9 protein-coding genes are annotated in these 15,495 nt (G+C 70.1%); 2 read left to right on the top strand and 7 right to left on the bottom strand.

The window, feature by feature from the left end:
- Positions 1–96: 96 nt before the first annotated feature.
- From menC to ACFVT1_RS34705, 3 genes are read right to left on the bottom strand one after another with little or no spacing between them, the layout of a single operon-like run.
- Positions 97–1,203 carry an o-succinylbenzoate synthase gene (menC, locus tag ACFVT1_RS34715; RefSeq protein ID WP_389803010.1) on the bottom strand — a complete coding sequence of 369 codons (1,107 nt, stop codon included), beginning with the start codon at positions 1,201–1,203 and terminating at the stop codon, positions 97–99.
- Positions 1,200–2,156 carry a GNAT family N-acetyltransferase gene (locus tag ACFVT1_RS34710; protein ID WP_389803007.1) on the bottom strand — a complete coding sequence of 319 codons (957 nt, stop codon included), beginning with the start codon at positions 2,154–2,156 and terminating at the stop codon, positions 1,200–1,202. The genes menC and ACFVT1_RS34710 overlap by 4 nt, the downstream gene beginning before the upstream one ends.
- 13 nt (positions 2,157–2,169) lie before the next feature.
- Positions 2,170–3,366 carry a M20 family metallopeptidase gene (locus ACFVT1_RS34705; RefSeq protein ID WP_389803127.1) on the bottom strand — a complete coding sequence of 399 codons (1,197 nt, stop codon included), beginning with the start codon at positions 3,364–3,366 and terminating at the stop codon, positions 2,170–2,172.
- Positions 3,367–4,167: 801 nt separating this feature from the next.
- On the opposite strand from ACFVT1_RS34705, the gene ACFVT1_RS34700 reads away from it, so the two are divergent.
- Complete coding sequence (locus ACFVT1_RS34700) at positions 4,168–4,587, top strand: hypothetical protein (protein ID WP_389803004.1); 420 nt, start codon at positions 4,168–4,170, stop codon at positions 4,585–4,587.
- The gene (locus ACFVT1_RS34695; protein ID WP_389803001.1) at positions 4,584–8,471 is read left to right on the top strand and encodes an AAA domain-containing protein; all 3,888 of its coding nucleotides are present in this window, start codon (positions 4,584–4,586) and stop codon (positions 8,469–8,471) included. Before ACFVT1_RS34700 ends, ACFVT1_RS34695 begins: the two co-directional genes overlap by 4 nt.
- Before the next feature lie 897 nt (positions 8,472–9,368).
- Here ACFVT1_RS34695 and ACFVT1_RS34690 read toward each other — a convergent pair.
- The 4 genes from ACFVT1_RS34690 to ACFVT1_RS34675 all read right to left on the bottom strand — a co-directional run.
- Entirely contained in the window at positions 9,369–10,121 is a 753-nt protein-coding gene (locus tag ACFVT1_RS34690; RefSeq protein ID WP_389802999.1) for a hypothetical protein, read from the bottom strand.
- 2 nt (positions 10,122–10,123) lie between these two features.
- Positions 10,124–14,722 carry a putative T7SS-secreted protein gene (locus ACFVT1_RS34685; RefSeq protein WP_389802996.1) on the bottom strand — a complete coding sequence of 1,533 codons (4,599 nt, stop codon included), beginning with the start codon at positions 14,720–14,722 and terminating at the stop codon, positions 10,124–10,126.
- Positions 14,617–14,865 carry a putative T7SS-secreted protein gene (locus ACFVT1_RS34680; protein ID WP_389802993.1) on the bottom strand — a complete coding sequence of 83 codons (249 nt, stop codon included), beginning with the start codon at positions 14,863–14,865 and terminating at the stop codon, positions 14,617–14,619. Before ACFVT1_RS34680 ends, ACFVT1_RS34685 begins: the two co-directional genes overlap by 106 nt.
- The coding region (locus ACFVT1_RS34675) for a hypothetical protein (RefSeq protein ID WP_389802991.1) at positions 14,865–15,495 on the bottom strand (631 nt) is incomplete at its 5' end. The genes ACFVT1_RS34680 and ACFVT1_RS34675, both read right to left, overlap by 1 nt.

The following is a 15,495-nucleotide window of genomic DNA, read 5'->3' as shown; positions in this document are numbered from 1 at the left end:
CTAGCCCGGCCCACCGGCATCGGAATTGGTCGCGCATGACGTAATGATGCCAGCCCGTTCGTCCACACGGACGAACGGGCCGGCGCGGTGAGGGCGTCAGGGGACGGGCACCCAGGTCGTCGAGTCCGTCACCTCGTCCAGGATCTCCGGGACGGGGGTGACGCCGAGGCCCGGCCCGGTCGGCACGGCGAGATGTCCGTCCACGAGGTGGAACGGTGCGGTGATGTCGGTCCGGTAGTAGCGGTCGGAGGCCGAGGTGTCGCCGGGCAGCACGAACCCGGGCAGTGCGGCAAGCGCCACGTTGGCGGCGCGGCCCAGTCCCGTCTCGAGCATGCCGCCGCACCAGACGGGGACGCCGTGCGCCGCGCAGACGTCGTGGATCCGCCGCGCCTCCAGATAGCCGCCGACGCGGCCCGGCTTGATGTTGACCACGTGGCAGGCGCCGAGCGCGAGCGCGTCGGCGGCGGCGCGGGCGGAGACGATCGACTCGTCGAGGCAGATCGGGGTGGTGATGCGCTTCGCGAGTTCCGCGTGGCCGAGGAGGTCGTCCTCCGCGAGAGGCTGCTCCAGCATCAGGAGGGCGAACGGGTCGAGCCGGGCCAGATGGCGGGCGTCGCCGCGCCGATAGGCGGCGTTGGCGTCCACCTGCAGCAGGATGTCGCCGAACCGTTCGCGGACGGCGCGCACCGGCTCGACGTCCCAGCCGGGTTCGATCTTCAGCTTGATCCGCAGATAGCCGGCGTCCAGGTATCCGGCGACGGCGTCGAGGAGCGCGGGTACCGACTCCGTGATCCCCACTGACACCCCGCACGGCACTCTGTCGCGGACCGCGCCGAGGGCGTGTGCGAGGGGCACTCCCCGGGCCCGCAGGTCCGCGTCCAGCACCGCCGTCTCCAGGGCGGCCTTGGCCATGCGGTGCCCCTTGAAGGCGGCCAGGGCCGGGGCGACCCGGTGGGCGTCGAGGTCGGCCACCCCGGCGAGCGCCGGGACCAGGAAGCGGCCGAGGACGTCCGCGGCGGCGTGCGTGTACTGCGACGAGTACTGAGGAGCGGTGCCCGCGCCGCACTCGCCCCAGCCCTCGGCCTCGTCGGTGACGACGCGCACCAGGAGGGCCTCCCGCACGGTCTCGGTGCCGAACGAGGTGCGGAACGGGGATACGAGGGGTGCCTTGATGGTGCGCAGTTCGACTCCGGTGACCTTCACGCTGTCTCCTGTGGTGCTTCGTCGTGGTGTGTTCCGTGCACGCGCGTGCCGCCGGCGACCTGCGTCGGGCTTCCGCGGTCCACGACGTACCAGCCCGCCGGGTCGAAGCCGCGCACCCGCGCGCCGTCGGCGAGCAGTCCGGCCAGCACGTCCCGTACCGCCGTGCGCCAGCTCACGGCGCACGCCGGGTCGCTCTCGCGCAGTGCCTCGATGTCTTCGGGTACGGCCACCAGCAGGGTGCGTGCGTTGCCGCCGGTGCGCCCCACCGACGGCGCGCCCGTGGCGGAGACTCCGAGGGCGACGCTCGCTCCGCGCGACCGGGCGGCTTCCGCGTCGGCCGGTCTGGGCCGCCCGGCGCAGACCGACTCGGCGTCCAAAGACGCCAGACGCCACCGCACCAGAATCCGGTCGCTGTCGTCGCTGCGGTTGATCCCGTCGTCGATGGGGCCGTAGAAGTCCGGCAGGTACTCGGCGGGCTCGGCAGCCAGCTTGGCGATGTTGAAGTACGCGTTGCGGCGCACCAAGGGGTCGTACGTCCAGCAGATCTCGCCCACACCCCGCGCCAGCGTCCAGGCCCGCTGGTGCAGTTTCAGGGCGAATCCGACGTTGCGCCGCCGCACGTGGGGCAGCACCCCCGCGATGTGGCTGTGCAGGGCCGCGCGCGCCGGCGGGGAGAAGAACCCGAAGCAGGAGCCGACCAGTTCGTCCCCCACGAAGGCGCCGCTGACGTAACTGCCCGCCTTCGCCAGCGCACGCAGCAGGTCGGCGGTGACCACCGGGCTGTTCTCGCCGGTGCGCCAGATCCGCTCGTACAGGCGCCGAGCGGCCTCGAGCTCACTGACACTGTCCAGGGAACGGATGTCGATGCCCGCGACGCGCGCGGCGGTCTCGGCCGCGGCGTACGCCGCGTCGACGGGCGGGGATTCGGTGCGGTCGCGCAGGAGATCGGTCACGCAGGTCATGGTTTCAACCCCGGTCTCCGCGCAGCTGGTTCGAGGGCACAGGATGCGTGCTCCCGCTTCGTCCGGGCGGACAGCCGTCCTGCGGTGCCAGGAGGTCGGCCACCAACGCGGTGAGCAGTCGGGTCCGCCGCGGCAGCTCCGCGACGAGCAGATGTTCGTCGTCGGCATGCGCGCCGCCGCCCACCGCTCCCAGGCCGTCGAGGGTGGGGGTGCCGACTCCCGCGGCGAGATTTCCGTCGGAGGCGCCGCCGACGGCCACCTGTGTGAGCGGGCCGAGCCCGAGGTCCGTCGCGAGCCGGCACGCCCGCGCAAAGAGATCCTTCGACGCGGCGGCCTGCAGGGGCGGCCGGTTCGGACCGCCTGTGACCTCCACGGCTGCGCCGGCCAGCCGGGCCCGCAGCTCGCGCATCGCTCGGTCCACCCGGTGCTGCTCTGCCGCGTCCCGTATGCGGACGTCGACGTCGAAGCGTGCGGAGGCGGGGACGGTGTTGCTCGTGGTGCCCGCCTCCAGGCGGGTCGGCGTGACAGTCGTACCGTGTGCCGCATCGCCCAGTGCGGCCACGGCCAGGATCTGGTGGGCGGCCTCGATCGTCGCGTTCACGCCGCGTTCCGGCTCAAGGCCGGAGTGGGCGGCACGTCCTCGGACCAGCACCTCGTAGCGCGACACCCCTTTGCGTTCCGTCTTCAGGGCCCCACCCGGTCCGGCGGCCTCCAGTACGAGGGCGGCAGCGTGGGAGCGGGCCTCGGCTTCGATGAGCTCCCGGGACGAGGGCGAACCCGGCTCCTCGTCACCGGTGACGAGGAGGGTGACACCGTCCAGCGGATGTGCGGCCCCGGGTCCGGGCACACGCGTCCGTGCCCCCGTGCCCATCAGGTCCGCCAAGGCGTGGAACGCCATCACCAGGCCGGCCTTCATGTCGAAGCAACCGGGTCCGCGCAGCACTCCGTCGCGGACCTCGAACGGGTGACTCTTCAACGACCCGACCGGCCACACCGTGTCGTGGTGCCCGATGAGCAGCACGCGCGGGGTCCGGCCGAAGCGCCACCGCACATGGGTGCATCCGTCGACTACTACCCGCTCCGCCTCGGCCCCGAGGTGACCGGCACCGATCCGGGCCACCAGCTCGGCGCTGCGGGCGACCGCGGCCAGGTCGTCCGAGGGGGACTCGCAGCGCACCAGCCGCTCGATGTCAGCGATCATCGCGGCCGCACGCTCTCGTTCCCGGCTCTCCGGCCGGGCACCGTCCTCCTGCCCAGTGGTTCGATTCACCACGGCGCGGTGTTCTGTCACGGCGGACACCTCCAGTCGACGCATCTGCCCAGCATCGTGAGTTGCGCCGCGGCGGGATCTGTCCGGTCGGCCAATATCGATGTGCTCGATTGGGGTGGGGCGATGAACCGGGCCTCCGGTCCAGTGACCCGGCTCAGGCCGTACCGCCCCTCGCCGCGGGGACGGCGAACCGTCCGACCCGCGATCCAAGATGCTGACGACTCATCGGAACGGGCGTCAAGATGCCTCGGGGAGCGTCATTTCAGCGCCAGGACATCGCCCGTAACCCCCACGGCACACATACCGCACACCACCCGAACCTTCAGGTCGGACGGCCTTTGCGACTGGTTCGAAGGTCGCCGCGCACCCCACATGATGCGTCATCGGGAACGTGCGGAAATTCAGACAGCCGATACACATGCAGGTCAGCACACACACCTGACCACTGCCTTAGCGCCGTGCGTCAAACGAGCGTCACCGGGCGCCGCCGAGCTGTCACGTGCGCCAAGGGTCTGGCGACAGCCTTTGCGCCGCCCCAGAACCCCTGATCAAGAGTCCTCTCGGTGGCGCCGCGTGCCGGGGCGCCCGGTAAGGCCATCCAGGCGAAGCTGACCGTTTCAGGCCAATGACCAGCAGGTTTCAGGAAACTGGCAGGTTCGTTGTCGGGGGTCTTCGGTACGCTCGCCCGTCCGTGTATCCGCCGCACGGGGAAGACCTGGGGGGACGAAGAACGTGAGCACCACCACTGGCCCGGACGCCGCCGGCCACCGCATCGCCATCCTCGACGAGGACCCGCTGCGCGCCCGGCGCGAAGCGCGCGAGCTGCTCGCCGCCCTGGCCGACACCGATCCACGGGCCGCGCTCGACATCCCGCGCCCCCGGCCTGAGGACGAGACCGCCAAGGGCGGCCCGGTCACCGACCTGATCGGACTGGTCTTCAGCGGGGGCTCGCTCGTCGCCGCCGGCATTCAGGTCTGGCTGGCCCGCGTACCCCAGCGGGCCATCGTCATCACCCGGGCGGACGGGGCGATGCTGAGGGTGTCCGGCAAGGAGGCCCGGGCGGACAGCGAGCTGATCGACAGATTCCTGGCCGACGGTGCGGCCGAGGCCGGCGACGAGAACGGCGCCGATGCGGGGCCGGGCGCGCAGTGAGCGACAACGACCGGTACGCCATGCTCATCGGCGTATCCACGTACGACAGCGACCGCTACCACGACCTGCCGCCCGTCCGGGCAGACCTGCACTACATGCAGGCGGTGCTGGAGAGCACCGAGATCGGCATGTACAACGACTGCGCGATGGTCCCCGAGCCGACCCGCGCCGAAATGCTGTACGCCGTCGAGCAGTTCCTGGAGGAGCGGCGGCCCAGCGAGACGGCGCTGCTGTACTTCAGCGGGCACGGCCAGTTCTGCGAGGCAGACGGGCAGCTGTACTTTCTGACCCGGGACGCTGACCCGGACGACCTGCCGGGCACCGCGGTCCCGGCCGAGTTCCTGGAGCGGATGCTCCAGACCTGCCGGGCCGCGTCCAAGCTGGTGCTGCTGGACTGCTGCTCCAGCGGGTCCGTCGTCCAGGGGTGGACGGCCAAGGGTGGCCCGGACACCCACGAACAGCCTGCGCCCAGTACGCTGCTGCGCCCGACCGGCGTGTACTTCATCACCGCCTCCGACGCCCTGCAGGCCGCGTCCGCGATGGCACCGGAGGGGTCTTCCCTCGGTACCTCCCGGTTCACCGGGGAGATCGTGGAAGGGCTGCGGAGCGGGCGGATCAAGGAGGGCGGCTGGATCACCCCCGACGACCTCTTCGAGTACCTGACCGCGCAAATGGTGATCAAAGGCATCCCTGAGGAGCAGCGGCCGACCAAGTCCACGATCCGGGCCACCCACTCGCTGCCCTTCGCGCGCTCGGTGGCCCGTGCCGTCAGCCTTCCCGCGCCGCCGCGCGACGCGGCCCACGGCGCCCCGCAGTCCGGGGTCTCCCCCACCCTGCTGAAGGCGCGGCAGCTGGCCGCCCAGGACGCCGGGGAGGGCGTCGACCGGCAGCGGCTGCTGCGGTACTACGCGCACTGCCTCGGCGCCCAGGCGGCATCCGGCATGATGCCCGACCGCGACAGCAACCGGGACTCTGCGTACTTCCTGCTGGGCCGGGGCCCGGAGACGATCCAGTCCGGCCTCGGGCACTCCTTCCCCGCCCCCGGACAGTTGCCCAAGCCGAAAACCACGGGTGCGCAGGCCGGCGGGGCCGGACTCCAGGAGTACTGGTACGGGTATCCCGCGATCACCCTTCCCGAACGCGGCGGAGACGGCCGCCGACGGGCAGCGGTGCGGATCGCGCCGCTGCTGGTCCAGCCGATGGAGCTCACCCCGGACGAGAACGGCCGCGACCTGCTGCGTCCGAGCGGGATCCCGTCTCTGCACAACGGCGTGGTCACCGAGCTGCTGTCCGACGACGGGGCCGCCGAGCTGCTGACCCACTGGCAGCCGAGCTGGCAGGAGGGCAACGGCGCCCAGATGGTCAAGGCGGTACGGGAGCTCCTGACCGAGCTCGGCGTTCCGGAGCTGGAGCCGCTCGACCTCTCCTCACTCAGCGAGCGGTCCGTGTTGGACTCGCTGCGGCCCGGTGCCCACAACGCCGCCGTGCTGCTGGCGCCTTCCGGCATGGAGCGGGTCGCGACCGAGGGCTTGGTGGACAACCTGCTCCAGATGTCCACGCGCGCCGGTCAGATCGCAGGTACCGCGCTGGATGCCCTCCTGACCGGCGGCGACGGCAGTGGTGACGGCACGGGGCGTGACACGGCGGCCGTGACGGTGGTTTCCCCCGGCCCGTGCAACGAGAGCCAGGAGCAGGTGATCTCCTCGGCGATGACCCGCAGGCTCACCGTCGCGACCGGCCCGCCCGGTACCGGCAAGAGCGAGGTGGTGACGGCCGTGGTGGCGACCGCCGTCGCCGCCGGTCAGTCCGTACTCGTCGCGTCCACGAACAACGAGGCCGTCGACGTGGTGGCCGAGCGGTGCGACGAGATCTCGCCCGGCCTGCTCATGCGGACCGGGAACGTGGAAGCCCGGGAGCGGGAGGCAGCGAAGCTGGCCGGACTGCTGGCCGAGCCGGTCGCGGCCCCGGCCCGGGGCGCCGCGACCGTGGCCGGTGAGCTGCGCAACCGCCACGCGCGTTCGGCTGCGCTCCGGGCGGAGGCGGCAGGCCGGGTCGACGAGGAGGCGCGCCTGCTGGAGCTGGTACGTGAGCGGGCCCGACGGGCGGACGCGCTCGCACTGCCCGTACGGGTGCTGGAGAGAGCCTGCGCGGCGAAGGAGCCGGCTGCGCTCGCCCGCTGGGAGGAACGCGCCCGGAGGGCCGCCGGAGCCGGATCGCTGGCCTTGGGCGGGTGGCGCCGTGGGCGGGCTCTCGCAGCCCTCGTGGGTTCGTCCGGCGGCGGATCCGAGGCTTCGTGGCCGGTCTGGGCCTCGCAGCGCCCGGTCTCTCCCCAGCTGCTGCTCGACCTCGCGGAGACCGTGGCAATGGAGCGGGCCCTGCGGGAGCTCGTTCCTGCACACCTGGCCTGGGACGAGGACGCGCTGAAGCAGGCTCGGTTGGAGAGCGCGACCGCGTCCTCCGCGGTGTCGGGGGAGCTGGCGCATTCCGTGGCCGCCGAGTCCATGGTGCGGGGCCGGTCGCTGATGAACCAGCGGCTCCAGGCGCTGCGCCGGCGCTCGGGTTTCCAGAAGAGCCAGCGCAATCTGATGGTGCACCTGAAGGCGTGGGCCATCAGTACGCACTCGGTGCGCCAGCTCGAACTTTCCCCGAAGCTTTTCGACCTCGTGGTGATTGACGAGGCGAGCCAGTGCTCGATCCCGTCGGTGCTGCCTTTGTTGTTCCGGGCGAAGCGGGCGCTGATCATCGGCGACCCGATGCAGCTCGGGCACATTCCCGGGATCAGTCCGGCGCAGGAGCGGCAGGCACGGGTTCGGGCGGGCCTGACCGCCGCGCAGTTGGAGGACCACCGGCTGGCCTACCACGTGTACGCCTCGTACCACGCGGCCGCGCAGCACGGTGAGGCGGCGCTGCTGCTCGACGAGCACTACCGGTGCCATCCGCGGATCGCGGATGTGGTCAACGGCTACTGCTATGCGGGCCAGTTGCAGGTCCTGACCGATGTCCGCAGTCAGGTGCCGCCGGTCGATCCGGCGGGGGTGGCCGATCCGGCTCCGGTGCTCGGCTGGGTGGACGTGCCGCACGGCGAGTCCGCGGCGGGCAGCGGCGGACGGTCCTGGCGCAACCCGGCCGAGGCGGACCAGGTGCGGCGGACGGTGGACGAGCTGCTGGTACGGCTGCCCGAGGACGCCACGGTCGGGGTGGTGACACCGTTCCGCGCGCAGAAGGAGGTGCTGGCCCGGGTGTGGGCGGGTGACGACCGGGTCCGGGTCGGTACGGTGCATGCCTTCCAGGGCGGTCAGCGTGACGTCATGGTCCTGAGCCCGGTGGCCGCGGACAACACCCCGCCGAAGACGACGCACTGGGTGGCGAGCCAGGTCAACCTCTGGAACGTCGCGGTCACCCGGGCGAAGTCGCAGCTGATCACGGTGGGGAGCCATCGCTTCTGGCAGGGGCAGGCGGGCCTGCCGGCCCTGCTCGCGGAGCGCTCGACGGTGCTGCGTGCGGGGGCCTCCGCACACCAGGACACGGCCCCTGGTCCCCCGGCGGCACTCAAATTCCGCGAGGAGCTAGCCGACCGTCTCCAGGAGTACCTCGGTACCCGTGGCATTACCGACCTGGAACGCGCGACGGTGGTCGGCGGGCACAGGGTGGACCTGCTGTTCACGGTGGACGGGGAGAACACGGCGGTGCTCATCGACACAGGCCCCCTGCCCGGGCAGGATCCCGCCCGCCATCTGCGGCTCACCCACGCACGCGGTGACCTGCTGATCGGGCTGCCCTCCGGCGGCCGCGGGGCGAAGCCCGCGCCGGTGGCCCGAACGGTGCGGCTGCCGGCCTGGCGGGTGCTGGCCGACCAGGCGATGCCGGATCCCGCCTTCGCCTGATCGCTCCCGCACAGGGGGGCTTGTGGGCCCGGGTCACGCGCGCGGACTCCGGACGGCGTACGACATGTGCCGGACTTTTCCCACGCTGAGCCAGACCGCCACGTGCCCGTCCCGGACGGCCCCCGCACGTGCGCGCAGTCCAGCAACCGGCTCTCCCCCGTACCGGTCGGCGCGCCCCGGACGTCCGGCAGCTCGGTGAGCTGCCGGGCTGGGGTCCCGTAGTCTCCGTGGCCGAGCCACCGTACGCAGCCGCGGCCCCTGTCCGACAGCTCATGCCCAGCGCAGCTGACAGCCCCTCAGGGCGTGCGTCACTCCTGCGTCGAAACTCGCCGCGGCCTTCCCGCCCTGCCGGGTTCACCACTCGCTGAGACCTCGGAAACCGCAGGTCGGACGAGCCCGCCCGCTTCCACCCGTTGCACAGGCAGAAACAAGTCAAACGGGGGGACCGGACCCAGAAATGCCCGGCTTGGGCGCCCTACTTGATCGGCTCCAGGATCGCCACGCACTCCACATGGTGCGTCATCGAAAAGATGCCGCAGGCAGCGAGGCCAGGAGAAACCACAGGTCAGAACCGGTTTACCGGCTCAGCCGACGACACCTCAGACGTCCGGAGCGTCAAGCGGGCGTCACGGTCGAGACGGGTCCGATGTGCCGGGCGCCAGCAGCCAGTGTCACCGGAAGGCTGGACCTACGACAGTGCGACAAAGGGCCGCCGACTGGCGCGAAACGACACCGAAAGCATCCTTGACCGGCCGGGCCAATAACCCCGCACTCAGTAGCGGGCGGCCCGTCACCGGTCTCCGCCGAAATGTGGAACTACGCGAACGCCCACAACCGGCGCAATCCACAAAACGCTTCCTACAGTGCCAGGCTCGCCACAGCTTCTTCGGTTGACCGTCACCAGTTCCTGTAGTCCTCCACCAAGTTAGCGATGCGCGCGAGCAGCACGTCGACCCGGGAGCGGTCCTCGCGCTGGGCCCGCAGGGCCTGGTCGGCGGCCCGGAGTCGGTCTAGGGCGGCGGGCTCGCCGTCCATGACGTCGTCGATCAACGGCTCGGTGATCAGATCCAGGCACTCGGTGAGCAGTCGGCGGGTGGCCGGGAACGGCGGGTTGTGGTCGGGGGCAGCGAACACCTGAGTCAGGTAGCGCGCGGGATCCGTGAGACTCCAGCCGACGACGGTGCCGTGCTGGACGAGGAGGGCCGTGTCGGGGGCGATGCCGACGCGGGCCTCCAGTGGCTCGTCGAGGACATCGAGGTCGCGCAGACCGGTCAGCACGGCATCCCCGGGAGCACGGCACAGCACCTCGCACATCTCCAGCCGGAAGTCCCGTACCTCGTCCGCAGTAAGCCCGCCCGGGCTTACTGCGGGCAGGACGGGAACACGGGCAGAGTCCTCGGTGGAAGCGGACTCCCCCGGCAGCTGGAATTCAGCACCGGCCAGCTTCCGGCTCTCCCTGTCGAACCGGAGGACGTCGGGCGTATCCCACAGCCATTCCTGACTGCCGAAGGTGGCCAGGAGAAACCGCTCACGTGCCTTCACGTCCGTGTAGTGCGCGATGTACAAAGAGTCGCCCGAGAAACAGGGCGTGATGGGCAGCGGTTCTCCCGCCACCGTTGCGTGCCAGTCGTTGTCAAAGGTCAGTCTCATGGTCAGTGCTGCCTCACTCGATCCGCGCGGGGCATGAATCCGTCCTTGCTGGGGATTCTTCCCCTCACGATGTCCTCATGTGTGACCGGCGCTCCGGGATCCGTGGCCTTACCGCCCAGCGCCGTCGCGCCGGACTCGCCCTTGATGCCCGAAGATCCGTACGCCGTGATGGCCTGGCCGGCTTGGGAGCCGGGCCCATGGGTCACGACGATGTCCTCGCCCTGCCGGAAGATGAGCTTTCCGGCGCTGCCCGTCGACTGATACACCGCGTCCGGATTCTTCAAGATCTCCAGGACCCGTTCGTCGGTGAAGCCATGCCCCTCGTCCCCGTGGTACTTGGGGTGCTTGCGGAAGGCTCCGCCCTGCGCCCTCCCGACGATTCCGTCCACGGCCTTGGCGGCCCTTTCCCCGGCCTGTTGAGCCTTCTTCTCCTCCTTCGTGTACTTGGGCATGAGGCCCAACGGGTCGCACCCGGCATACGGGTTGTTCACATAGCCGACCGGGTTCGGCGCGGGAGCCAGGCCCAGGGGGTCCGGAGAGGTGTAGCGACCGGTCTCTGGGTCGTAGTGACGGAAACAGTTGTAGTGCAGCCCGGTCTCGGGGTCGAAGTACTGGCCGGGGAAGCGTAGCGGGGTGTACGCGCTGCTGTCCCGGGTCCAGGCCGTGGTGCCCCACAGAGTGCTGCGGCCGCGCCATGCGATGGCGCCCGACTCGTCGATCAGCTCGGTCGGGGTGCCGATGAGGTCTGTTGCGATGGCGAAGAACCGGCGGTCGATCTCCTCCTGGCGGCCGTCGGCCGTGAGGATGCGCTCGGTCTGGGCCAGTGGGACGACGTCCCGGTGGTCCCAGGTGAGGGCAACCGTGTTTGGGCCGTCCGGTCGGTGGCTGGTCTGTTCGCAGAGGGTGAGGCCGTCCCAGGTGAAACGGACCTCCTCGGCCACGGACTCACCGTCCTCCGCCAAGCGTTGCTTCGCGGTGCGTCGGCCCAGTGGGTCGTAGCGGTAGTGCCAACGGGTCCCGTCGGGGGTGGTGACGGAGGTGAGGCGGTTCTCTGCGTCCCACGTGTAGCGCCAGGTGTCGGGTTTGCGGGACAGGCGGGTCTTCTGCCGCAGGGTGACCCGGCCGAGGGCGTCGTGTTCGAAGCGGACAGCGCCGGCGCGGGTGATGTTGGTGCCGCTGTAGGTACGTAATCCGGTGGCCTCGCTGCCCGGGTGCTGGTCCGGCCAGGACGCCGAGGTCTGGTTGCCCGCGTCGTCGTACGCGTACCGCTCCGTCCAGCCCGGGGCATGGACGGCGGTGGCCCGGCCCATGCGGTCGAGATCGAAGGTGCGGGTGCCCGACAGCCGGTCCGCGACGGAGAGCAGATGCCCATCGGCGCGGTAGGCATAGGCGCGGCTGTTGACGGCCTGGGCTGCCGCCGTTATGTGCTGCGTGGCAAGCCGTCCGGCCTCGTCCCAGGCGGATGTCATGGTGATCGCGTCCCCGAAGGCGCGGACCAGCTCGCGGCCGGCGGCATCGTGGGTGAAGTCGACCCGCCGACCACCTGTGGTCAGCCGCGAAGGAAGGCCGTCGGAGTCGTAAGCGTAGGAGGTGACATGTCCGGTGGGCGTGGTTCGGCTGATGCGCCGTCCCAGGTCGTCGTAGGAGTAGAGGAGGGGACGGCCGTCCACAAGTTCGGCCTTGACCCGTCCGCGACGGTCGTACTGGTACCGCAGTTCGCTCTCCGGACCAACCGCCTCCAGGAGGTGGCCTGCCCGGTCGTACGCGTACGTCGTCACCCTGCCGTCGACGTTCTTGCGGAGCACCTGGCCGAGCCGGTCTCGCTCGAACGAGATGGTCCCGCCGAGGGCGTCGACCCGCTCGGTGAGCTGGCCCGTGGCGTCCACGCAGTAGGTGAGGGTGCGGCCGTCGAAGTCGGTCTCGGACACGATGTTGCCAACCGCGTCGTACTCGTAAGTCCACTTCAGGCCCAACGGGTTGGTGACCCGGGTGAGGCGCAGGTCGTTGTCGTGCTCGAACTCGTAGCGGCCGCCTTCGGCCCGAGTGCTGGCGAGCGGGAGGTCGAAGTGGGTGTACTCGTAGCTCGAAACGCCGCCGGAGGCGTCAATGTGGGTCAGGCAGTTGCCCTCGCCGTCGTAGGTCCAGGACTGTGTGGTGCCGTCCGCATCGGTGCGGTGAGAGAGTTTGCCTTCGACATTCCATTCAAGGCGGGTGACTGCGCCGAGGGGGTCGGTGAGCGTGGTGGGGCGGCCGAAGGCGTCGCGGGTGATGCGGGTGATGGCACCGAGCGGGTCGGTGATCTCGACGGGCAGGCCGGCGGTGTTGCTGCGGATGCGGGTGGTGTTGCCGAGTGCGTCCGTCACAGAGACCAGGTGACCGGCCTGGCTGTAGACGGCGCGGGTGATGGCGCCGGACGGGTCGGTGACCGCGGTTCGGTTGCCGCGTTCGTCGTACGCGTACTCGACCACGGTCCGGTCCGGGTTGGTGACGCGGACCGGTAGCCGGAGATCGTTGTACTGCGCGGATGATTCCAGGCCGTCGGGGCGGACCACAGTGGTCAGTCGTCCCGTCTCGTCGCAGGTGAAGCGGGTGATGCGGCCGAGAGGGTCGGTGCGGGACAGCAGCCGGTTGCGGCGGTCGCGTTCGAAGCGGGTGACCGCGCCGAGCGGGTCGATCTCCGAGACGATCTGGTGTGCGTCGTTGATCAGGTACCGGTGGACGGCGCCGCTGCTGGCGGTCGCCGTCGTGACCCGTAGGCCAGTCGCGGTGTCGGTGCCGTCGTAGTCCAGGCGTAGTGCCATGTGGCCTTCGACGCCACCTTCGGCGATACAGCGGTCCTGGTCGTCGTAAGTGTAGTCGTAGCGACTGTTGTTGGTGTCGGTCCAGGAAGTGATGCGGCCGCGCTCGTCGTAGCTGAAGCGCAGGGGGCGGGTGGAGGAGTTGGTGAGGTCGGTGAGGTGGCCGTCGGTGTAGCCGTAGGCGAGGATTTGCTGGTCGGTGCCGTCGGGGGCTCCGTCTTTGAGGCGCAGGGCGATGATGCGACCGTTGTCGGTGGTGAGTTCGAGGTGGTAGCCGCCGTGGTGGACGATCGACGTCGGTGTCCCGAGTGCGTCGTACTCGAAGATGATCCAGTTGCCGTTGCGGTCGTCGATCTGCGCGAGCAGTGCTTCGGTGCTGTGACGTGTGGTGAAGTGCCGGACGTGGCCCGTGTCCGGGTCGGTGAGCGTGTAGTCGCCATCGGGGTTCACGTCCAGTGGCCATTCAGGGCCGTGGCTGGGCAGGACCGGGACGCCTGGTGCGGGGTGGGGGTAGGACAGCAGCAGGCCGTCCTCGGATATGAAGACGATTCCTTCGGAGTCGATCTCCAGGCGCTGGTCCGCGGTGGATGCCCAGGACGGGCCGAACCAGCGCCCTGCCCGGTAGTCGGAGGCGACACGCCGGCGGAAGACGAGCGGAAGTGTGCCGGGCAGGACGATATCGGTCTGCGGAAGGTACATCGCGCCGGTTGCCAGGTCGACCGGGTCCGACGGGTCCTTCTCGGGTGCCCTCTCGGTACGGGACGGCTTCGCCGGGTCGCCCACCCCTTTACGGCCGGGGCCCGGTTTCAGCCCCTCCTTCACGGCGTCTTTCATTCCGGCCCGCAGGCCGCCGCGCAGTAGTCCGCCGCCCTTGGTGCCGATCATCTCGGGGACGAGTCGGCCGATGAATTCGGACGGGTCGCCCTTGGCGGCGTCCCAGGCGTTCTTGAGTGCCCGGTCGGGGTTGGCGGCGGTGGAGACCAGGCCGGCGAGCGTCATGTTGACGCCCTTGTAGTACTCGGCCGGGTGCGTCAGGTTATACGGGTCGGTCGGGTTGACCGAGCGGACGAAGTTCACCAGTCCCGCGGTGCCCTTGATGATTCCGCCGCCGAAGTGGGCCAGCTCAATGCCCTGCCCGACCCCGTAGTCGAAGAACTCCTGCTTGGCACGGTCCAGGCCGGTGGGTTCCTTCGGGGCGTGTGCCATCGCAGCGGTGATCGCGCCCTTGGCTGCTTCGGCGGCCTCGTCGCGCGCCCGCCGGGCATGCTCCAGCATCTCCTGCGCATGCTGTCGTTTGGCCACGCTCGGATCGGAGAACGTTCCCGGATGCGGGAGCGGATGATCGGTGTTGCGGACCGCGTTGTACGCCTCGGCCTTCTCCCGGAACGCGGCAGCAGCCCTCTCGTAGTCCTGCTTGCCCTCCTTGTAGAGAGCGATCGCCTCACCGGCCTTGGCCTGCGCGCCGGTGACCGTCCCGGCATACGTCTCCAGCGCCTTGGCCGCGTCCTCGAACGCATCCGCCGCACGCAGCCAGTCCGTGGGCAAGGTCTCGAACTTCGCCCGGAAGGCGTCGGCGGCCTCACCCTTCCAGTGGCCGGAGTCGAGCTTCTTCAGCCCGCCGCCGACGAGATCGAACGCCCGCTGGAAGTCCCGGAGGTTCTTCACCGTGGCGGCGATCTTCTCCGGCCTGCCGTGGATCAGCTCGTTCGCTTCCCCGCTCTGCCCAAGCTGCTGCTCACCGACCTCCGCACCCAGCGAGGACGCGGTCTCGTCCCCCCCCAGTCCTCGACCGCGTCCGCCCACTCATCGGCTCCGATCTTCTCCAGACCGGAGCCGACGAGATCGGTGCCCTTGTCGATCCCCTCGCCGACGATCTCCTTGCCCTTGTCGACCAGCTTGCTGGCACCGTCGTAAAGGTCCCCGCCGAGCCTCCCCCAGTCCACCATCAGCGGCTTTCCCCCCACCGCGGCTGCTCGGCCTGACGAATCGTCTCCTGCGACGGATCAAGCTGTTCCTTGAGCCGCTCATCCGCCGCTGCCCGCACCGCCGGGTCCACCAGCCCGGACCGTTCCATCGAGTCGAGCGCGGCGTCCTCCACGTCGTAGGCCGTGTCCTTCCAGTTCTGCTTCACCTCTTCATGCGCCTTCAGTATCGACGCCCCGCTCCAGTCCGGGTCGTCATAAGCGGACTGCCTGCTGATCGCGTCCCAGCTCATGGCCTTCACCTCGTCCTCGGACAGGTGCGGATTCCCGTTCAGGGAATTCACCCCGACCTTGAACGAGTCCTTGATGTACTGCTCCTGCTCCGCGAAGGAACCCGCCGACAACCCGACCCCGAGCGCGAAGCCGTTCCCCTTCTGCGTCAGGGCCCGCACACCCCACTCCCAGCGGTTGCAGAACGTCTCGAACTCCGACGTCAGCCCGCCGTGCCCCAACTCCAGCCCCGACAAAGCAAGATCCGAGAACCCCCGGCCCGTCGACGCCTGACCGATGAACCCGAGATCCTTCAACTCCGCATGCGCCAGATCGATCCCCTTCGCGATCGCAGCCAAAGCCTCCGGCGGCACCTGAAGATCG

Source organism: Streptomyces sp. NPDC057963, assembly GCF_042887155.1.
GTDB lineage: Bacteria > Actinomycetota > Actinomycetes > Streptomycetales > Streptomycetaceae > Streptomyces.
The sequence above is the reverse complement of the archived record's forward strand: the minus strand, read 5'-3'. Positions and strand labels throughout refer to the sequence as shown.

Excerpts from the sequence above, each read along its gene's own strand:
- ACFVT1_RS34705 (WP_389803127.1), bottom strand. The coding sequence starts at position 3,366 with ATGATCGCTGACATCGAGCGGCTGGTGCGCTGCGAGTCCCCCTCGGAC.
- ACFVT1_RS34680 (WP_389802993.1), bottom strand. The coding sequence starts at position 14,865 with ATGGTGGACTGGGGGAGGCTCGGCGGGGACCTTTACGACGGTGCCAGC.
- ACFVT1_RS34690 (WP_389802999.1), bottom strand. The coding sequence starts at position 10,121 with ATGAGACTGACCTTTGACAACGACTGGCACGCAACGGTGGCGGGAGAA.